Here is a 20106-nt window from a genome sequence, read left to right as displayed (position 1 = left end):
TGCTTTTATATAACACGTAAATATTCCTTTAATATTACTGGCTTTTAGCGCTAATTTTTTTCCATTCATGCTCTGTAAATGCAGCATAACTAAAAAATAAAACTAGAAAGACCAATAACATAAGCCATTCTGCTATTGAGTAAACCTCGGCTATGCAGCCTACCATTGCTAGTATACTTGCAGCAATTGAAATAACAATAAGTGCTTGCTTGGTACTATACCCCTTTACTTCTAAAAGGTGATGTAGGTGTTGCCTATCGGCTAAAAAGGGGGATTTTTTTGCTTTAACCCTTCTAATTATAACGGCTGCCATATCAATTAATGGCACTGCTATTATGTAAAGGGCCGTAACTGGCTTTAATGCGGGTGTACTTAATTGCGTGCCAATAACCATAAGCCAAATAAGCGTTAAACCGATAAGCATGTTACCTGAGTCGCCCATAAATATTTTTGACACTGAGCTGTGTAGTTTTAAATTAAAGATTAAGTAGCCTAATAATGAGGCAATAAACAGTACGGGCAACAAGTACCATGCATTAGTTACCCTACTTAATAAAAAACCCAACGCTGTAAAAGCAATTAAACTAAGCAAACCGGCTAGTCCGTCCATCCCGTCAATCATATTTATTGCGTTGATCCCTGCAATTATGGCTATAACGGTTACAACTATGCCCAGCACACCTAACTTAAGCTCTATATTACCTAATAAAAAACCTAGGCTTGTTAGGTATATTTCGGTGCCAAATATAATTAGTGATGCAACCAGCACTTGCGCAACTAAGCGGACTCTAACAGATAGCCTATAACGGTCATCAAGCGCACCCAAAAATAGCACTAATGCTGAGGCAACTAGGTATAAATTAAGGTTTCTACTGTGGTCAATAAATAAAACAGAGGCGATTAAAACTGATAGGTAAATGGCTATGCCGCCTACAAGAGGGATATTTCCGTCGTGTACTTTGCGATCGCACGGAAAGTCAACTAATCCTGTTTTTATTGCTATTGGATTTATTACTTTTATTGCTACAAGCGAAACAATAAATGTAATAACCAACGGGAACCAAAAGTCCATTAATTACCTCTTGAATAAAGGTTATGGTTTTCACTCATAGAGACTACTTCACTTATTAACTACATAAAAAGGCTAAACAATTTATAGACCATAAACTATGTAAAGTCATTTTAAGCATGCGTTTAGGCAGATTTATTTATAATTTAATCTGTTTTTACTGCTTAAACCACTGGTAGTTTAAGAGCTAATTAGCTCATACAATAATGTTTACAGGAGTTAAGTTACCATTTTATGACTTTAGCAACAACAAACCGCTAAGTACTTTATAACCAGCCATTTTAGTTCTACATTATTAATATGAGATTAACAAAACAATGAGCCACTATGAAAATACTTCACCACGGAGCGGTAAATGGCGTGACTGGCTCATGCCACGAATTAGTTATAAATAGTATAAACAGCGTGCTAGTAGATTGCGGGCTTTTTCAGGGAGAAGACGCAAAAGATGATTTATCAATAGAATTTGATATTGCGCACATTAGCGCGCTTATTGTTACCCATTGCCACATTGACCATGTGGGGCGCATTCCTTATTTATTAGCAGCCGGTTTTAAGGGGCCCATTTATACTACGCCGGCCTCCGCTAGCTTGCTGCCACTAGTGATTGAAGATGCGTTAAAGGTAGGTGTTACCCGCGATATAAAAATTATAAATGCCTGCCTAAGCTTGCTAAATAAGCAGATAGTAGCGGTTAATTTTAATACTTGGTTTGAGCTGCCTTGTGCCAACAAGCAAATAGCTAAAGCGCGGTTTCAGCGTGCTGGGCATATATTAGGTTCAGCCTATGTAGAAATAGATGTTGGCATTAATACAAAGAATAATAAAAGCCATAGAGTTGTGTTTTCGGGCGATTTAGGTGCCCCCTACACGCCGCTATTACCGGCTCCAAAACCTCCTTATAAGGCCGACACATTAGTTATAGAGTCAACCTACGGTAATAAAAATCATCAAGGCCGAAAAGAGCGCACCCAAACACTAAAAAATGTAATTGAACGCGCAGTAGCAGATAACGGCGTAGTGTTAGTGCCGGCATTTAGTATTGGCCGCACACAAGAGCTACTTTACGAGCTAGAACAGCTAATACATCAATCAGCTAAAGGTTCGCCTTGGCGAAGTATTCATGTAATTTTAGACTCCCCCATGGCTGCCAATTTTACCGAGCAATATATTAAGTTTAAACACTTATGGGATGCAGAGGCTAAGCGCAAAGTAGCCAAAGGCCGCCACCCGCTGGATTTTGAAAACCTAACCACGGTTGATACGCATAGCGAGCATATCGCCATTATTAATTATTTAGCCTCGCGCCAAACACCTGCCATTATTTTAGCTGCCAGTGGTATGTGCAGTGGCGGGCGAATAGTAAATTACCTAGAGCGCTTTTTACCTGACAAAACAACCGATGTATTGTTTGTTGGCTACCAAGGCCGCGGCACTTTGGGCCGCGATATACAAAAATATGGCCCCCGCAATGGCTATGTTTTTATAAACGATACGCGTATTACAATTAACGCACAGGTGCACACCATTAGCGGTTACAGCGCACATGCGGACCAAAACGGATTAGTTAAATTTGTAACCGGCATGCGTAAAAAGCCAAGCCATATAAAAATTGTGCACGGCGATGAAGATGCAAAGCGGGCATTAGCAAGTAAGTATAAAGAGGTGTTAGGTAGTGAAGTTAAAATAGAAATAGGAACTTAGTAGGCGTGAAGCTTGCTCACGCAATGTGGGTAATACGTAAAAGCAGTGCTTTTAATATGACAGTAAGTAAGACGCCTACAATACAATATACACCGAGTATAAGAACCCACGTAGGCGTGAAGCTTGCTCACGCAATTTGATAAATATGTAAAAGCGTTGCTTTTAGTGCGCCAGCAAGCAAGGCACCTACGTGGAGTTAAACCTTTATATAAGTGGTGGGTTTAGGATTTTGTTGTAGGCGTGAAGCTTGCTCACGCGAAAAGCACTTTAAAAGGAATAAAACTATGGCTAACACACATAAACGATTAAAAGGTAGACGCCCTACAATTAATGCCTTTTACTCCATAACTTTATGTTGCGACTTCCGTAAGCCATTATTTGCTAACTATTTAAATGCACGGTTGATAGCTAGAGAGCTTACTGTGTTTTCCAAAAGTAATTCTCTTAACACTATTTGCTTTGTAATTATGCCTGATCATATACATTGGCTTTTACAACTAAATCGTAGCCCAGAACTATCAAGCCTAGTTAGAAAGTTTAAGAACATTACAACTTATAGATTTAATAAATATAACGGTACAGACGGAAAGATATGGCAATCAAATTATTATGACCACAAAATAAGAGATGATGAAGATTTAATAGCTCAAGCTAGGTATATAGTAGCAAACCCTTTACGTGCGGGATTAGTAAACAACATAAGCAAATATCCGTATTGGGATTGTGTTTATTTGTAAAAGCTTTTAGTGCGCCAGCAAGCAAGGCGCCTACAACACAATTTACACCGAGTATAAAGTCCACGTAGGCGTGAAGCTTGCTCACGCAATTTGGTAAATATGTAAAAGCGTTGCTTTTAATGCGCCAGCAAGCAAGACGCCTACAACCCAATATACACCGAGTATAAAGTCCACGTGGGCGTTATGAATCTTACCTATACATACATTATTTTTTTAAAATACCTATAACCTTTTTGTTATCGCAAACTATTAGACTATTTATTTTGTTGTTTTGCATTTTCTCGTAAGCCATCGCTATTGAAGTATCAGGAGTGACTGCAACCGGATTACTATTAGCGATATGCTTAGCATTTAAATCAAACAAATCTTTACCGTACCTTTCAATAGCTCTACGTAGATCACCATCTGTTATTAATGCTTTGGCTTCATCATTTTTAACAACTAAGGTAAGGCCTAAAGAACCTTTTGACATCACATTTATAACATCGGTTAATGGAGTATTTTCATTTACTAAAGGTAGGTTTTGCGTCACCATTTCATCACTAACTTTACTAAGTAGCTTACGCCCCAAACTGCCTCCAGGGTGAAAACGAGCAAAGTTTTCAGGCTGAAATGAGCGTGACTCCATTAGTGCGACAGTCAATGCATCGCCCATTACTAACGTAGCTGTTGTGGAAGATGTTGGTGCTAACTGTAATGGACATGCTTCCTCAGGCACAGCTATATTTAAATGATAGTGCGCATGACTTGCAAGAGTTGAGTTAGGGTTGCCGGTTATAGCTATAATTTTATTATTATTATCTTTTAGAAATGGTAGTAGTTTTAAAACTTCTAGTGTTTCACCAGAGTTGGATATTGCAATAAAAACATCTTCAGGTGTGACCATACCTAAATCACCATGAAACGCTTCACCAGGATGCATAAAAAAGCTAGGTGTACCTGTACTCGCAAAAGAAGCCGCTATTTTTTTTCCTATAATCCCCGATTTACCCATGCCACAAATAATTGTTCTGCCACTGGTATTTAATATAAGTTGTATCGCACTATTAAACTGTTCGTCTAATTGCTTCTCCAATGCTTTTAACGCTTCAATTTCAATATTAATTACGCGTTTAGCTACATCATAACTGCTCATATTCATTCCATTATAGCTTTTACGTTTAAATAATCTTTTTCAGTATCAATACCATGTGGAATATCGCCACCATAACTCATAACACCAATAGTTACACCGTTGCTCAAAGCTCTTAATTGCTCAAGCTTTTCAGCGCTTTCAAGTGCTGATTCACTTAATCCACATAGCTGTTGTAATATTTTGACACTGTATAAGTAAATACCAATATGACGGTTAGCATTCGTTAAATCATATGGATTATCTCTATTTACGGGTGCTGCACTTCGGCTAAAGTAAAGGGCTTGATTGTTTTCTGTAACTATTGCTTTAACAACGTTAGGGTTAATGAAATCTTCATATTTTGATATGTTCACAGAAGCAGTAAACATATCAAAGTGAGCGTTATGCTGGCTAAAACTCATTAACTTTTTAATTAGTGCGGGGGGGATTAAAGGTTCGTCTCCTTGAACATTTAATACCAAAGTATTCTCATGCCAATTTAACTGGTTTGCAACTTCATTCACTCGATCAGTGCCACTTACGTGAGTGCTTTTAGTCATTGCTACAGGCAGTTTTAACTCAATGGCTTTTGCTTCTATGCGTTGATCATCTGTGGCTATGACGATATCACTTATATTTACACCCGCTTCTAATACCCGGTGAGCAACATGCCAAAATATAGGCTTGTTATTAATTTCAAGTAAAGGCTTTGCCGGTAACCTAGTTGAACCATATCTAGCGGGTATAACAACCTTAAAGCTATTGGGGGTACTCATTTTACTGTTCCATATTTTTTACGTCATCCGATATTATTTTATCTAATAATACGTCATATATAACATCTAAAGTTTCAAACCGTGCTAATAAAACTTTATCGGCGACTTCCCTAACTACACCGCCACCACCTGGGGCATTCGTTATATATTGCGCATAATTTAGCACTAATTCGTGCGCGTCACTTGGTGCAAAGCTAGCACCACACTTCTGCATAACAGGCAGGTCGAGTACGTCATCACCTACAAATGCAACTTTATCTAAACCTATATTTAGCTCTGTACAAATGTCATGAACGCGAGGGAGCTTGTTTTTGCAACCTGTGACGATAAAATCAAAGCCAAGCTTTTCGCTTCTAAGCGTTAAGGCTTTACTTGCTTTACCTGATACCACACCCGTTTTTATATTATGGCTACGTAAAAGCTCTATTGCTAAGCCATCTTTTACATTAAACTTTTTAAATGATTCGCCATTTTTATCAATATAAATACTGCCATCAGTCATAACACCATCAACGTCAAACAATATTAGCTCTATATTTTTCATAATGTTGTGAGGTCCGTTTTATGGAGGACAGGAGCTACCTGAGTAAAGTACATTTATTGCTCTAATTTGTTATATAGATCGTACTTTTTAAAAACAGCTTTAATTTTAATATCGTTACCATTCTGAATTTTATTTTCATGAAATAAGGCAATATCTTGCGATAAATCGATCAATAAAAACCTCTTCCAGAACTCCCTAGTATCATCAACTTTTTTACTCTTCACACCGTTCAAAATAGCCATCGAACTGAACCAAACATCATCAGCATTAGGGCAAAGGTTTAAAAAAGTATCACTATCGAATACTGTTTTTGAAAAGCATTTAGCGGGAAATAGGGTACCGCCACCTGTAGTAATAAATGTAGAGAAAGAAGGAATACTATAGGTCGATTCATGCTCCCACTGATTATACGAAAGTAACTTGCTTTCTTTATCAAACTTCATGAGATGGGCTCTATGCCCTATTATACAACGAGGGAAAATTTTACTTTCGCGCACGAGTATTTCGACCATATCGTGTGGATAAATAATATCATCATCAATAGTAATTATCGATGCATCAGGAAATAACTCCAAGGTTGGTATCAATTTTTTATAAGATTTATAATCTGGACAAAACCGAACCTCCAAGCCGCGTTCAATTTGCTTCTTTAGTATTAGCGGGATTGTTTCTAGATTAAACTCCTCTTCATCTAGCCAAAGAATGATTCTATTAGGCTTTAAAGTTTGGTGTGCAATAGACTCTATGATTAGATGAACATCATGAATTCTTTTGCTGTAAGTTGTTAAGCTTACAATTAATTCCTTATTATTGACTTCACTCGAAATAATTGATTCATTTGAGGTAAGTGCTGAATTTAAAAGATAATTTGTTCTATTAGAGACCTCTAGTTTGCTCTCAAACGTTTCTGTAACTTTTTTAATATTTTTTAAAAAGTTTATAGTTTTCTTCAGCACTATTTTTCCTAAATTATTTTTTAATAGTATAGATAAGGTTTGGTTTTAATTACTTAAATTCTTTTTTAAAAAGTTAGATGCATAGGTTTGCTCTTTAGACAATAAATCATTTACTAAGCTATAGTTAATTACTTCATCTAAAATTGAATCATTTAAATCACTAGCATTTATTAATAAACGACTTTCAAGATCAAACTTTTTCAATATAGAAGTAAAACGCGCTATTCCACGACTTTTGTTACCGATTGCAATGAATTGCTTATTAAATAGAATTGAAAAAGCAACACCGTGGAAAGAGTCAGTAACAATGTATTCTGCGTCCATAAAGCCGCGTAACCATTTTGTTACAGGTGGATATATACCGGTTTCATCTGAAGGCATTACTGTAAAAGGAGTTAGATTTTTAGTTTTAGCAACCTTATCTATCATCTCCACTTTTTCTGGTGACTGGTCTAAAACATAGACCATCATATTACCGTCACTTTTAGCTATTTTATCTTTTTTCACCAATTCAATATAGTCCTCTTTTGCTAGTAGCATTGTAGGATCTAATACTTGTTCCACTGATACATCAAAATGTTTGTTACAAAGCTCCACTGCCGAGTCTTCTCTAACACTTATACCGTTAAATTTCTTAAGTAAACTACTAAATTCTATTAGCTCAGTTGGCGAATATTCATCACAGTTATCAGTACCAAAAGATGCGGCATAAGAAAGTCGTTTGGTTTTTTTATCATCTTTTAAAAAATCTAGGAAAAAAGCTGGTAAACCAGGTGAGTACCTTGGCCTCCAAACCTGATCACTACCAACAACATAAGCATCGAATTTATATGAGTCTAAATATTTTAATTGCTCTATTGATGTTAACTTTTGTGTTGTTCGAATATTTTCCGCAACAAAACGACTTGTTTCTTTACCAATATTTGCTTTGACCTCGTCAGATACAGGAAATATAGACTTTATATTTCGTCTTAGAATATATTTGCGAATATAATAGTAAATAATATTTTTCACTTCGCTTGTGCGCGATTTTTTATTTACAGTTGCACCAATATTGTCGGTAGTAAAATCTATAGTAAGTACATCATGACCTTGGTTTTTTAAATAGTACTGTAAAGCAAACGCCTGTAACAGGCCGCCATAATTATTGTGAAGGTGCTGAGTTAATATACCTATCTTCATTATTTTAATACCTTATTTACTTTTCGCATTACTAAAGCTTTTATAGCACCTGATTCAGAATATCTTTTTTGATATTGATTTAACTTCGTCAGTTTTTTTAATACATTTAAACTAAATCTCATTTCTTTATCAAATTGTTCTGCATTTTTGGTTCTTTTCCAAACTACTAGACTTTTTTTTCTAACTTTCATTCTCATTAGATGAATTAGCTTTAACAAAAAAGTTAGATTATCGTCTTCAAAACGCTTTGGAGGAACGCTTAAACCTTTCGAACGTCTTTTATTAATTCGAAAACCGAGGCCATTATGCCTGTGGTTAAACCCCCCTCTTTGAGATTCAATAAACCTATCGACAGGTAGCTCTTCGATAGTTAGCTTATTAGTCTCAATCCCTTTACATATAATATCTTCAGCCAACTGAGAACGAGTTACAATCACGTTAGTTCCCAGGCCTTCGGATCTATAAGGTTCAATCCATGCATCACCTAATGATATATCTGCTAGTTCGACAGACACATCATCACAAAAATCACAGGCATTTGATTTAAATAGTCCCGTGCCCCACATATCGCCAACCATCTTCATTTTTATTGTATTTTGTTGGCTATTTTTATCCAAACAACCAAATGAATAATCACTTGCGCTGCTGTTTTCATCCTTTATTCGAAATTCTGGCTTACTATATTCAGATACTGATACACCAGTTTTGCTAGCTAAGTATTCTGTAAAAAAAGTGCTTTTAACACCACCACATATAATACCTACTAAAAATTTGATTTTGCTTTTTAAAATAGGCTCTACCTTTTGCGCTAAACGAATACTCTTTATGAAGCATGGTACGCCTACAATTGCGAAATTCCCCTCAAGCTCTTTAACTTTATCAAACACGCCTGCGAGTGTTACTGGGTAATATCGAGTTTTTGCTCCTTGTAAAAGCTCCTGCTCAGTGCTGCTAATAGCATATTCATAATGAGCATTTTGCGAAGCCCCCTCTTTAACTGAGATAACGTAATCTATTTCTTTACGTTTAAGTAACTCGATTAATGTAAATGTTGCGATACCACCTGAGGAGGAATTAGCTCTGTGCTCGTTTGAAAAACCTGCATAAGTATTAATATATTTACCTATAGAGTCACTCTGCTTTTTGGAATCGTTTAAAAATGTGTTAGCGAGTTCTGTCTCAGTTCTAACATCATCATCCGGTTCGGGGTTAAATGGGCAAACAGATAGGCAATTCCCTTTACAGCTAGAACCGCATGAATTAACATGCCTGGGCTCCAAAAAGCCGTGATCGCTCAACTCCATTTTTAAAGTATCATTACCACATGCAGATACACATAGACCACAGCCAATACAAAGACCCTTATCAACTACTTGCTCTATTACTTTACACGAACTCATTCATCACCAATTTATTTAAAACATACACAATAACTTTCGAACAAAACACTATAGAACAAATAAATTAAGAGCTAGATTTACCCTTCAACTTACTATGAAAAGCGCTTAATTTATTTAAAATAAATTTGCGCTCCGCGTGCTCTAAACCTAAAAGCCAAATAGTACATATTACTACAAAAGCAGACGTAAAACTCTCCACAATTAGATATAAAAATGTACTTCCCATTAAGCTGTCCAAATACCACATAATCGAACAACTGAGCAGGGTCACTAAGAAAACTCTACTTAAAACTACTTTGCCATATACTCTGATAGATAAACCAATCATTCTACGAACAAATAACAAACGAATTGAAAGTGCTATTGTAGAAATTAATACCATTAATGCCATTGCTGCTTCTGGCTTTGCTCCATATAAAAACAATAAATAAGACAGGGGAAGATTGAGAAGCAATACACCTCCTGTAACAATTTGATAAACTTTAATATTGCCATTTGCCTGTGCACCAGCAATCAATGTTCCTGACAAACTAATTACTAGAGAGTCAACTAAAGCCAATTGACAAAAAATAATAATTTTGTCAGGTAACTGACCAAGCCACAGGCTTAAAATTTGTTCTGTCTGTAGTAAGACTGGTAAGGTAAGCAACAATAGAAGGAAGAAAGAGTACTTCGACCCCTTTAAAATTAAAGACTGCATATATTCATGCTCACCAGAAGCATATGACTTGGTGATCAGGGGATTCATGGACATTTGTAAATTTGATGAAAAACCCCGAATAGCCATATTGACTTGATTAGAAATGGCTCTAGATGCATTAATAGTGGGACCAAAAAATATATTTAGTAGTACATTTAAGCCTTGATTCATAGTCACAACAGCTATATTGCCTATTAGATTCCAACCTGTAAAACCTAGTAATTTTTTAAATAATTCAGTGTCCCAAAATAACGCATATTTTGTATCTTTTATTTTATATTTACAAAATAAGAAATATAAAGACCAAATAAAGACAGATGAGAACACTAATAATACTGAATATAAAATCAGGTTGTCGCCTAAGCTTAGATAAAGCATAAAAGCTACAATTAGCTTTAAAGAAACCTCTAAAACACCTATATAAGCGAAAGCCCCCATTTTTTCATTAGATACAATTGATGCAATGTACGGTATGCCCATAACCGAGAAGCCAAAAGAAATAAGCGCACACTGGTAGGCCCAATTAGCAGCATGAAGTCGCTCAGCAGGAATGTTTAGTTTATTATTTAAAAACCAAAGTCCGATAGTTTCCATCAAGACGACAACCAATATAAAAATGATTGCATGTATATTTACACTCATCTTGAATATATCTTTGACTCTATTTGTTACACTCCCATGCTCGTATGACAGGAATCGCTGTGTAGATGCAGACATTGCGCCCGTCATAAATGACATCATCGTCACTATACCTGCAACAACATTATAAATACCGTAATCTTCTATACCCAATGCATCAAGGACCAAGCGTGATGTATAAAGACTTATACCTAAAACCAATATCATTCTAATATACAAAAATAATGTATTTTTTATTACTCTTTTATTTTTTTCACTATTTTGCATTTAAGCTTATTCTCTTAATTTAATATTGAAGTAGTCTGCAGCTATAAGCTTAGGAAGGAGTTACTATTGAACTTTTTTATCTAGAATTTTATTTATTAAGAAGCTAATTCTATTGTCCCAGCAATTGTTCTCTGCATATTGTATTCTTTGAATATTTTTAGATGAGGTATTTTCAGCTAGCTGACTTTTTATTGACTCAATAAACTCATCATGAGTCTTTGCAATACCCATAAATTCTTTTGCCTTCTCATCAATATCACAATCAACAGAAACAACAGGTAAGCCGTAAGAGTAATATTCAGTAATTTTTAATGGATTTCTAAACTTATTAAAGGAATTATTCTTATATGGGCATATGCCTATAGAAAATTTTTTTATCTCTCCACCCAAAAGCTCATATTTCATGTAACCTAAAAGCTCAATATTCGCACACTCATTTAATGCTTCAAAAGCATCTTTGGAATAACCACCGATGAGTCTAATAGAATAGTCTTCAAAAGCTTTAGATATTTTTTTGACTAACTCAACATCAAAACTGTTATCTAATTGCCCAATAAACCCAATGACCTTACTGACATTTGGTTTCTTTAGTTTATCAACATCACTAGGAATTAATTGTCTTGAAATTGCATTGGGATAGTAATGAACACTATTTGGCTTAACGCATTTGTAAACTTCAAAAAGCCTGGAGCTGGACACCAAAGTTAAGAAACTGTTTTTAATGCAGTTATTTAATACCTCATCAAAGTGTTTGTTCGCACTGTATGTGTAACTTTTATCGTCTTTGTAATTATCATAATGTAAATAAATATAGGGGGCTAAATTTTTCAAATAGAGGTATTGGTTTGGCTTATAAAACCAGCTTAATACTTTTGAACTACCAAAATAACGACGCTGCGAAATACTCACCTGTAAACTTATAGGCAAAGTTACAAATAAGTACATGAGCAATTTAGACTTTAAAGCCCATTTCATTGGTATAAATATGTATAAATTAAGTATGTGAAGTTTGCTATTTACTGCTGTGCTGCTCCTTTTTCGAGAAAATAGCCTGCGAAACCCATTCAAAAAAGATTCTGGTGGCCTATAATATATAACACTTCCCTTTCCAGTATTTACTACTGATTCAATCTCTCTTCTTCTATGAAAAGATTCAAAATCACTTGCTATCGAAAATATAATAAAATTAAAAATTTTTGTTCCACCCTAAAAACAGTTTTAAATAATAACACTATTACTAGTTACCATTTACACTTGGTAACACGCTCACATTATTACTACTGCCGCTTATAGCTCTCCAATTTAGATCACATATGCCATCTGTTGGACTAAACGCTGTAGGAGCTTGTAAGAGCAACTTACGAATTAATGGGTGGTCAGAGTCGTCACAAGCTATTTTAAGCTTTCCTAAAAACGGCTCAAGCTCTTGCCATGGCATTTTAATCTCATGAGCACTCAATATTCTTGGATGTTCTGTACCAGTTACATTATCCCCAATGAGTAACTCTTCAAACAGTTTTTCTCCTGGGCGAAGCCCTGTACACTTAATCTCAATATCCCCGTTAGGACGTTTCTTGTGTTTAACTTCTAGGCCTGAAAGATGAACCATTTTTATTGCTAAATCCTTTATTTTAACTGGTTCGCCCATGTCTAGTACAAATACGTCGCCTCCCACTCCCATAGCTCCTGCTTGTATTACTAGCTGTGCAGCTTCAGGAATAGTCATAAAATAACGCGTGATATCTTGGTGGGTTAACGTGATTGGTCCACCTGCTTTAATTTGCTTTCTAAAAAGTGGTACTACGGAGCCTGAAGAACCTAAAACATTACCAAAACGAACCATTGTAAAACGCGTACTGCTTTGCTCATCGGAAAGTGCTTGCAGTACTAATTCGGCCATTCGTTTTGTAGTGCCCATAATATTGGTTGGGCGCACTGCTTTATCGGTTGAGATAAGAACAAACGTGTCTACCTTTGCATTTATTGCTGCAGTAGCAACGTTGTAAGTACCGTAAATATTATTGCGAACACCTTCAACCACATTATGTTCTACTAACGGCACATGTTTATATGCTGCTGCATGATAAACGGTTTGAACGTTAAAGGTTGAGAATGTTGATTGAACCAACTTTTTATTTTGTATCGAGCCTAGAATAGGCAGTACTTCTATACTTAAGTTATTAGAATTACAGTACTCAGATAGCTCTTTTTCTATTGCATATAAAGCAAATTCGGATAGTTCAAAGAGCACTATTTTTGTAGGATTGTTTTTAATTATTTGCCTACATAGCTCCGATCCTATAGATCCCCCTGCCCCTGTAACCATAACAGCTTTATTAGTAATATTTGCTGACATCAGATCACCTCTAGGCATCACGGAATCACGTCCTAGCAAGTCATCAATTTCTACGTCTTTTACTTCGTCAAGGTTATTTGTACCCGATACAATGTCTGCCATACCCGGGATTGTCATAACTTGTAGTTTAAACTTTTCAATTGCATTTAATATTTCTTTTCGACGGCTACGAGAAACGCTGGGCAAAGCAAGTAGAATTTTATTAGCTGACTTTTGCTCTGCGATATCGGCAATTTGTGAAGGGGCATGCACACACACACCCTGAATTAATGCTAAATGCTTTTTAGGATCGTCATCAATAAACGCAACAGGTGAGTACTCAGGACCATTAGCTAAGGCAGTCGCAAGTTGGCGGCCAGCTGAACCCGCTCCATATATTATCACCCCTTCTTTACGACGCATTGTTATTTGCCCAACAACTGCACGAACAGTAAGTCTTGCTCCGCCTACAAATAAAATACAAAAGCTAGCGTATATAAAGGGAACTGTACGAGGAACAGGTGCACTCAAAAAGAAAGACAAAATGGTCAAGTAAACGGTAGAAAGTACAACACCAGCAATAATGGCCCACATAGCTTGAGTGTTCATGTAACGAAGCACAGCCCTATACAGTCCAAGTTTTACAAAGCTAAGTAAGCTTAGCGGTAGTACTGTTGCCAGCAGTATCCATGTGTGTGTATTTTTCAAAACAGCGGTGCTATCAAGCCTAAGTAAAAAGGCAAGCCAAAAAGCAACAATAATAAAAATGCTATCTACAACAAGTGATACAACTCTTTTCTGGGGGCGAGGCAAGTTAACTAAAAATTTTAAAAACACAATACATTTCCCTGAAGCTAGCAGCGGTACTGCTATTCTATTGGTTACAATTTTACTACAAGATGAACAGCTATTGCACTTAATAGTTAAAGACTATAAGTAAAATATTATATAGTCTTTATGTATTTGGTTACTTTTTGTAAATTTGTGTATGAGAGTTTAGCTATTTTACTCTATCGCCACTGCCGCTACCTGCGACGGTTTGTAGTATATAAGTAAAGTAACCTTTTAGGTTAAGTGTGGCGATCATTCTAGCATCGGTTTCAGCTAGCAGCTGTGGAGTAGACATGTCTATTTCATTGACTTGTGCCAACCCTGTGATACCAGGGCGAACATCGTAGATACCTTTAGCATCGCGAGCTTGAGTCAGCTCTTCTTGGTTAAATAACCCTGGGCGTGGACCAACTAAGCTCATTTCACCTTTGAGTACGTTCCAAAGCTGTGGTAGCTCATCTAATTTTGTTTTACGTAAAAAGCCACCAAATGGTGTGATAGATGCTGTACTTGCTAAATGGCTTGCTACCGAGGCTGTATCTACGCTCATTGTTCTGAACTTTACTAAGGTAAACGGTTTTTTATTTCGACCCACACGCTCTTGCATAAACAAAGGTGAGCCGGTATCAAAGAGCCCTATTAAATACAATATAATTAAAAAAGGCATTGTAATAATTAAGCCAAAAAGCGCTAAAAATAAGTCAAGTATCCTAATCATGTTTTTCTCTAGTTAATTGGCGCATTGCTGCATCCATTGTAAATACGGGCTCCCAACCTAGTAATTCATGCATATTACTCGAATCGACTTCTAGATTCTCAAACAACTGCTTATTTAAAGATTGTTTTCCTAATAGCTTAAATGCAAATTTCATTAAGAAAATAGGGATAGGTAACTGAAATATAGTTTTATTTAATCCAGCAGCAATAGAGTTTGTAAACTCTTTCGTTGAGACCTGCTGATTATCGGAAGCTAAAAATATTTGCCCTGGCGCATTTTCATGTTTTAAACATAAAAATATAAAGTCGACCAAGTTATGTACAGCTATAAAACTGCGTTTATTTTTTACTAATCCAAAAGGTAATATAGCAAATTTCATGATTGTTTTTAACAGTAACTTAAAGCTACCAGGGGCCTCTTTGCCATACACCATTACAGGTCTAATAATCACGACTTCCAAGCCTGTATTAGACGCTATTTTTTGCAATTCTATTTCAGCGTTATACTTCGATATAGCATAATCATTATGCGGGTTTACTTGATCATAAGGCTTGAAAGCCGCCTCATTAGAGGTAACACCATTAACACCTATAGTGCTAACAAAAATAAAACGTTTTATATTTGCTTTAACAGCTTCATTGGCTAGATAAGACACAAGTTTAGTATTGTATAAAGTATATGATTCTGGAGTTGTATCGCTTGAATGAGCTACACCAGCTAAATGAACAAACGACTCACACCCAACTAAGTCCTCAGCTTTAACGTTAAATAAGTCATCATATTTAATGTAATTACTTAATTTTATGCTTTTTCTGGTTAATGCCAACAGTTCAATGTCACTTGGGCATCCTGTAAGCAGTTCTTTACCAATAAAGCCAGTTGCGCCTGTAATTGCTACTTTCATATTAAATCTCTATTTTTAATAACTTTATTCGCTAGTTTGCTCTGCGAGAAAAAAGATATACTAAGTAAAGTAATTTTTGCGGTAATAAACGAGGTAATGATCTGACTATAAAATAAAAATACGATTTTAATGCATACTGGGGAAATAACCTCGCTTTCTGCTTAGCAAGCTTAGCCTCGTAGGTTATATATTTAAAGCCAGTGCGACGAGACATCATTTCCTTGCCTGCGCGTGCCTTTACTAGTGTCTGCTGTATGTTATAACCTTCGTAACCACTACTAAGTAGGCGTAGCCATAAGTACCAATCTTCCATTGACATCATATGTTTATAACTACCTACAGACATAACTGCACTTTTTTTAAACATCACACTTATATGGTTAAATGGGTTTCGTGAAATGCAGTTTTTAATAATATCATCATTGAACTCCTTTACATTACGAGTCGCTATATAGTTTGTGCTTTCACACTCAATTTCATCAATAAATGATCCACAAAATGTAATTGATGGCTTGTCTTTAAATATAGCTAGTTGCTTCTCAAAACGTTCTGGTAAACATAAGTCATCAGTGTCCATTCTGGCCACAAGTTCGTATGAGCATGCCTTCAATCCCTCGTTTAAAGCATTCCCAAGACCTACATTTACTTGCAGAGGCACTAATACCATATTAAGTAAAGGCTGCCATTTATTTATGACTTCCATTAAGCTTTCCTTAATAGGGCCATCGAGGACAAGTACTACCTCAGACGCCTTCATGGTTTGGCTATATAAGCTTTCAAAGCATGCATGTAAATATGTAGGGTTTTCTTTATCGTATATCGACATTAAAACCGAAAAATCATTCATTCATCTATCCTATAAACACACAGTTACCTAAATTCACAATGGCCTTTCTGAGGGTTTTACTTACTTGCTAATAAAAGCAGTTTATTAAATTCTTTTTCACTTATTAATTCATCTGAAAAATAGTCAAAATCTATCAAGTAGTTATGTATATAGCTAAGTACTCTCGAAAAATTGAAATCGCTATAAATTGCTCGTCCGTAAACTTTTAACTCTTTATTATAAATAAGTGCTTCTAGGCCAATGGTAGAGTTTATAGTCACAACTACTTTTGCATTTTTTATTAGCTCTGTCGTATTAGAGTTAACTATTAAAAAGTTATATTTATTCTTAAGCGATATATAATCTTTTAAGATTTCTGGATCTGTTTCCGCAGGATGAATTTTCACATATAGCTTATAGTCACGCTCTTTGGCTAATAACACTGCTTTTTCTATAGCTTGCTGATTATTTATATCGCTGTTTAGAATCAGCTGAGAGTCGTACCTCACTTGAGTAGGAAAGAATATATAATCGGCACTCAACTCTCCTGTGTCATAGACAAGATCAGCACTTGATTTAGATTTAAATAATTTCAGTACAGTCGAAATTTTTTTAAATAGCGAAACCTGATCTTCTTCTCTTATGCCTTTGCCAAGTAAACTACTAAAGTAGTCTAATACATAAGCCTTAATAAATTTAGGTTCTAACTTTCCTTGCGGAATAGGATTATTTTTGTACTCTTCATAAACATTTACCCATTGGCGGTGCTTATCAGGGTTGATTGGAGGAAACGCATCCAATTTTTCCGCATTAAAAAATAAGCTTGATTTCGCATTTACACCTAACCTATCAAATATAACTTTTCCTGGTAGATTACTAATTTCACAAAATAATGTTTTTACATTTTCTTTGGAAAAATGCTCTATAAATGCTTTTTGTGACGCTGAATTACCATTAAATACAATAGCCACTTCGATATCATTATAATTAAATTGAGTATGCTCCAGTTGAGCAGTAATCATTTGGTAAACAGATTTTGCATGCTCTAAAGATTGGCTGCCTCGATAAACAAAGGTCAGATTTGAGAAATCACTTTCATCTAATACATTAGGATCATTTAGGTATTTCGAGTGAGTATGAAATAATACAACTTCAAAGTCTCTCTTTAAAAATTGGTAAACCGAATATTTGGTAGTAAAAAAGAGAAAGCGTTTATTATTTACTCCCTTAGCTAACCGATAAAAAAAAGTAGCTCTGTCAAAGTTATCAATATAAACAACTATCATTTTAGATCCTATTATAACCTTCCAACTGGAGGTGGGGCTTTATCATATTCTTCATATAACAGTTCATACATATTGTTCGAAAGCGATTCTTGCGTTGTTGATTTAAGAGCAAGCACACCAAATACAATGATATTTTGTGGCAATAAAAATATTATAAAAACCATTGAGTATATAAAAAAACGATTGATGAAGATTTTTAAATTTTCTGTAGCCAGTATCACTACTGGTAAAAAGAAAAACATACCAAAGTAAATATACCGTTCAGCTAATGTTCTAGAAAATATTGCTAAAAGTATAATTGGAAACATATACAGACTTACATTGTATAGCATTTTTATTGCATATTCTTTTTTATCATTCAGCTTAGCTGTACCATACACGAACTTAAATTTTTTGATATAAACCTGTCTAATTCTATAAATAGAAAAAGCGAATACGATTAATTTAATTAATGCAATTAAAATAAATTCGAAATCACGCCGTTCTATATACTCGCTCCATGGACCAGTAAGAAAGGTGATTAGCTTTCTTTGTATATGATCTAAAAAAGGTAAAACCCCAGCCAAAGGTATAAATAAGAAGCCAATAATCCCTAATAGAAGTAAAATAGTAAACATTGTTTTATATTTATAAAAGTGGTTTTTAAACAAAAACACTGGTATGTACATTATCGAGTAAAGCACTGCAGCAGGGTGTATTAAAGGAGCCATGATTACAAAAATAAAAGCAGCCTTATTTCTTTGAGTACACAATAAGTATAAAGCTATGTAAGAAAATGAAAAAGAGAGCATTGACTCAAAATTACCAATTGCGGTACTCGGTAAACTTATAAATGTAATTAAAAAAAAGAATAACAATTTCTTGCTGCTAGTAAATGAAAACAAAATAGCAAATTTCAAGCTAACAACAAGTACTATAAAGTAGTTTAAACACAGTGAAAGCCCCGTATAAAATTGAGGTCCCATTTCGAAAAACTTCAATATATTAAATATACTATAACGATATAGCTTCCCTGTTGCGAGGATGTGTATATCGGGTTTATAAAATGATAAATAGTAACGTGAATAATCACCTATATATGAAACAGGATCCATCGCCATTCCAAAAAAGATAAAAAATAGTGAAAACAAAAAAACTATCAAAGTATAGTTTTTTTATTTAAAAAAAACGGCACTACGCATGAAAGTAATATAAATGAAAATACTGGATAAAAAAAACTACTAACTAAAAAAAGTAGATATAATAAAAAGCTTTTAGTATTTAAATTTAACATATATGCCTGCAATGAAAAGCAAGATACTTTCGTACCACGTATATGAAATATTATTTTTGATTAAGTCCTTTTTTTTACACTTACTCAAAAGGTAAACTTTATTTTTCATTAAATATAAACACTCTGAATACGAAAGATTATATTTACTATTTATATACTCTTCTAACAAATAAAAAGCTTTTAACCCTTTAATATGTTGCTTTACACTTTTTAAATCTGTTATCTGTCCTTCTCCGTGATCTTTATTCCACAAAGCTACAGTATGCTCATAATATTTAGTTTTTTTAGTTTTTATAAGCTCCATATGTAGCTGAGTATCTTGATACTTAGGGAGAGTCTCTAAAAACATGATATCGTCGAAAGCTTTTTTCTGAATTAATGAGCCGTTGGTATGTAGTCCTCCAATAGCATGAAAACTTTCGATGTATGTATTGTCCACAAGGTGTTTAGGCTTATTACCACTACCTTCAACATGTCCAAACACAGCAACTAAATTAGGCTGTGCTAATAATTTAGCAAGTAAGAATTCGATTTTATCTGCAAGGTAGTGATCATCATCATCAAGAAATGCAATATATTGACCTTTAGCTAATTTAGCACCTTTATTCCGAGAAGCTCCTCCTCCTAATCTTTTTTCATTTCTGGAAATATGTATAGGGGTTTTGGAAGCTAGATTGTCTAATTTAACAGGGGCGTCTGAGCAGTCATCTATTACTATAATTTCAATGTTTTTATATGTTTGCTGACATACTGAATCGATAGCGCGTGTAAGCATTGTAGTTCTGTTTAACGTTGGGATTACTACACTTACTAATGGTTCATTGGTACTCATCATCATGCCTTTG

Annotated in this window: 18 protein-coding genes; 2 read left to right on the top strand and 16 right to left on the bottom strand. The window is 35.0% G+C overall.

From position 1 onward, the window contains the following. Positions 1-34 precede the first annotated feature (34 nt). Positions 35-1072: a UDP-N-acetylglucosamine--undecaprenyl-phosphate N-acetylglucosaminephosphotransferase gene (gene wecA / locus EJ103_RS02110; RefSeq protein WP_126005779.1), complete on the bottom strand. Its 1038-nt coding sequence runs from the start codon at positions 1070-1072 to the stop codon at positions 35-37. Between the two features lie 324 nt (positions 1073-1396). On the opposite strand from wecA, the gene EJ103_RS02105 reads away from it, so the two are divergent. Beyond that, the gene (locus EJ103_RS02105; protein WP_126005777.1) at positions 1397-2773 is read left to right on the top strand and encodes an MBL fold metallo-hydrolase; all 1377 of its coding nucleotides are present in this window, start codon (positions 1397-1399) and stop codon (positions 2771-2773) included. Positions 2774-3057: 284 nt separating this feature from the next. Further along, positions 3058-3510, top strand: a complete 453-nt coding sequence (locus tag EJ103_RS02100) for a transposase (RefSeq protein WP_126005775.1) — start codon at positions 3058-3060, stop codon at positions 3508-3510. A gap of 205 nt (positions 3511-3715) precedes the next feature. On the opposite strand, the gene EJ103_RS02095 is transcribed toward EJ103_RS02100, so the two are convergent. The 15 genes from EJ103_RS02095 to EJ103_RS02025 form a co-directional block, all read right to left on the bottom strand. Continuing rightward, entirely contained in the window at positions 3716-4645 is a 930-nt protein-coding gene (locus EJ103_RS02095; protein ID WP_126005773.1) for a KpsF/GutQ family sugar-phosphate isomerase, read from the bottom strand. 2 nt (positions 4646-4647) lie between these two features. Further along, a complete protein-coding gene (kdsB, locus tag EJ103_RS02090) occupies positions 4648-5400 on the bottom strand; it encodes a 3-deoxy-manno-octulosonate cytidylyltransferase (protein ID WP_126005771.1) in 753 nt (250 codons plus the stop codon). A gap of 1 nt (position 5401) precedes the next feature. Next, positions 5402-5944 carry an HAD-IIIA family hydrolase gene (locus EJ103_RS02085; RefSeq protein WP_126005769.1) on the bottom strand — a complete coding sequence of 181 codons (543 nt, stop codon included), beginning with the start codon at positions 5942-5944 and terminating at the stop codon, positions 5402-5404. Between the two features lie 53 nt (positions 5945-5997). Continuing rightward, a complete protein-coding gene (locus EJ103_RS02080; protein ID WP_126005767.1) occupies positions 5998-6900 on the bottom strand; it encodes a glycosyl transferase in 903 nt (300 codons plus the stop codon). A 45-nt stretch (positions 6901-6945) separates the two neighbouring features. Continuing rightward, entirely contained in the window at positions 6946-8082 is a 1137-nt protein-coding gene (locus tag EJ103_RS02075; protein ID WP_126005765.1) for a polysaccharide pyruvyl transferase family protein, read from the bottom strand. Further along, positions 8082-9482, bottom strand: coding sequence for a Coenzyme F420 hydrogenase/dehydrogenase, beta subunit C-terminal domain (locus tag EJ103_RS02070; RefSeq protein WP_126005763.1), 1401 nt, complete (start codon positions 9480-9482; stop codon positions 8082-8084). Before EJ103_RS02070 ends, EJ103_RS02075 begins: the two co-directional genes overlap by 1 nt. A gap of 64 nt (positions 9483-9546) precedes the next feature. After that, the gene (locus EJ103_RS02065; RefSeq protein ID WP_126005761.1) at positions 9547-11088 is read right to left on the bottom strand and encodes a lipopolysaccharide biosynthesis protein; all 1542 of its coding nucleotides are present in this window, start codon (positions 11086-11088) and stop codon (positions 9547-9549) included. Positions 11089-11151: 63 nt separating this feature from the next. Continuing rightward, on the bottom strand, positions 11152-11997 hold the full coding sequence (locus EJ103_RS02060; protein WP_164521606.1) for a glycosyltransferase: 846 nt from the start codon (positions 11995-11997) through the stop codon (positions 11152-11154). 328 nt (positions 11998-12325) lie between these two features. Next, the gene (locus EJ103_RS02055; protein WP_126005757.1) at positions 12326-14260 is read right to left on the bottom strand and encodes a nucleoside-diphosphate sugar epimerase/dehydratase; all 1935 of its coding nucleotides are present in this window, start codon (positions 14258-14260) and stop codon (positions 12326-12328) included. Between the two features lie 163 nt (positions 14261-14423). Continuing rightward, complete coding sequence (locus tag EJ103_RS02050; protein ID WP_126005755.1) at positions 14424-14972, bottom strand: sugar transferase; 549 nt, start codon at positions 14970-14972, stop codon at positions 14424-14426. After that, entirely contained in the window at positions 14965-15876 is a 912-nt protein-coding gene (locus EJ103_RS02045; RefSeq protein ID WP_126005753.1) for an NAD-dependent epimerase/dehydratase family protein, read from the bottom strand. Before EJ103_RS02045 ends, EJ103_RS02050 begins: the two co-directional genes overlap by 8 nt. Before the next feature lie 31 nt (positions 15877-15907). Then, the gene (locus tag EJ103_RS02040; protein ID WP_126005751.1) at positions 15908-16723 is read right to left on the bottom strand and encodes a glycosyltransferase; all 816 of its coding nucleotides are present in this window, start codon (positions 16721-16723) and stop codon (positions 15908-15910) included. Positions 16724-16779: 56 nt separating this feature from the next. Further along, positions 16780-17988 carry a hypothetical protein gene (locus EJ103_RS02035; RefSeq protein ID WP_126005749.1) on the bottom strand — a complete coding sequence of 403 codons (1209 nt, stop codon included), beginning with the start codon at positions 17986-17988 and terminating at the stop codon, positions 16780-16782. An 11-nt stretch (positions 17989-17999) separates the two neighbouring features. Further along, a complete protein-coding gene (locus EJ103_RS02030; protein ID WP_126005747.1) occupies positions 18000-19082 on the bottom strand; it encodes a hypothetical protein in 1083 nt (360 codons plus the stop codon). 159 nt (positions 19083-19241) lie between these two features. Then, positions 19242-20093, bottom strand: a complete 852-nt coding sequence (locus EJ103_RS02025) for a glycosyltransferase family 2 protein (protein ID WP_164521605.1) — start codon at positions 20091-20093, stop codon at positions 19242-19244. Positions 20094-20106 lie beyond the last annotated feature (13 nt).

The organism is Pseudoalteromonas sp. Xi13, assembly GCF_003952205.1.
GTDB lineage: Bacteria > Pseudomonadota > Gammaproteobacteria > Enterobacterales > Alteromonadaceae > Pseudoalteromonas > Pseudoalteromonas atlantica.
The sequence above is the reverse complement of the archived record's forward strand: the minus strand, read 5'-3'. Positions and strand labels throughout refer to the sequence as shown.

Excerpts from the sequence above, each read along its gene's own strand:
- wecA (WP_126005779.1), bottom strand. The coding sequence starts at position 1,072 with ATGGACTTTTGGTTCCCGTTGGTTATTACATTTATTGTTTCGCTTGTA.
- EJ103_RS02105 (WP_126005777.1), top strand. The coding sequence starts at position 1,397 with ATGAAAATACTTCACCACGGAGCGGTAAATGGCGTGACTGGCTCATGC.
- EJ103_RS02100 (WP_126005775.1), top strand. The coding sequence starts at position 3,058 with ATGGCTAACACACATAAACGATTAAAAGGTAGACGCCCTACAATTAAT.
- EJ103_RS02095 (WP_126005773.1), bottom strand. The coding sequence starts at position 4,645 with ATGAGCAGTTATGATGTAGCTAAACGCGTAATTAATATTGAAATTGAA.
- kdsB (WP_126005771.1), bottom strand. The coding sequence starts at position 5,400 with ATGAGTACCCCCAATAGCTTTAAGGTTGTTATACCCGCTAGATATGGT.
- EJ103_RS02085 (WP_126005769.1), bottom strand. The coding sequence starts at position 5,944 with ATGAAAAATATAGAGCTAATATTGTTTGACGTTGATGGTGTTATGACT.
- EJ103_RS02075 (WP_126005765.1), bottom strand. The coding sequence starts at position 8,082 with ATGAAGATAGGTATATTAACTCAGCACCTTCACAATAATTATGGCGGC.
- EJ103_RS02070 (WP_126005763.1), bottom strand. The coding sequence starts at position 9,482 with ATGAGTTCGTGTAAAGTAATAGAGCAAGTAGTTGATAAGGGTCTTTGT.
- EJ103_RS02065 (WP_126005761.1), bottom strand. The coding sequence starts at position 11,088 with ATGCAAAATAGTGAAAAAAATAAAAGAGTAATAAAAAATACATTATTT.
- EJ103_RS02050 (WP_126005755.1), bottom strand. The coding sequence starts at position 14,972 with ATGATTAGGATACTTGACTTATTTTTAGCGCTTTTTGGCTTAATTATT.
- EJ103_RS02045 (WP_126005753.1), bottom strand. The coding sequence starts at position 15,876 with ATGAAAGTAGCAATTACAGGCGCAACTGGCTTTATTGGTAAAGAACTG.
- EJ103_RS02040 (WP_126005751.1), bottom strand. The coding sequence starts at position 16,723 with ATGAATGATTTTTCGGTTTTAATGTCGATATACGATAAAGAAAACCCT.
- EJ103_RS02035 (WP_126005749.1), bottom strand. The coding sequence starts at position 17,988 with ATGATAGTTGTTTATATTGATAACTTTGACAGAGCTACTTTTTTTTAT.
- EJ103_RS02030 (WP_126005747.1), bottom strand. The coding sequence starts at position 19,082 with ATGGATCCTGTTTCATATATAGGTGATTATTCACGTTACTATTTATCA.
- EJ103_RS02025 (WP_164521605.1), bottom strand. The coding sequence starts at position 20,093 with ATGAGTACCAATGAACCATTAGTAAGTGTAGTAATCCCAACGTTAAAC.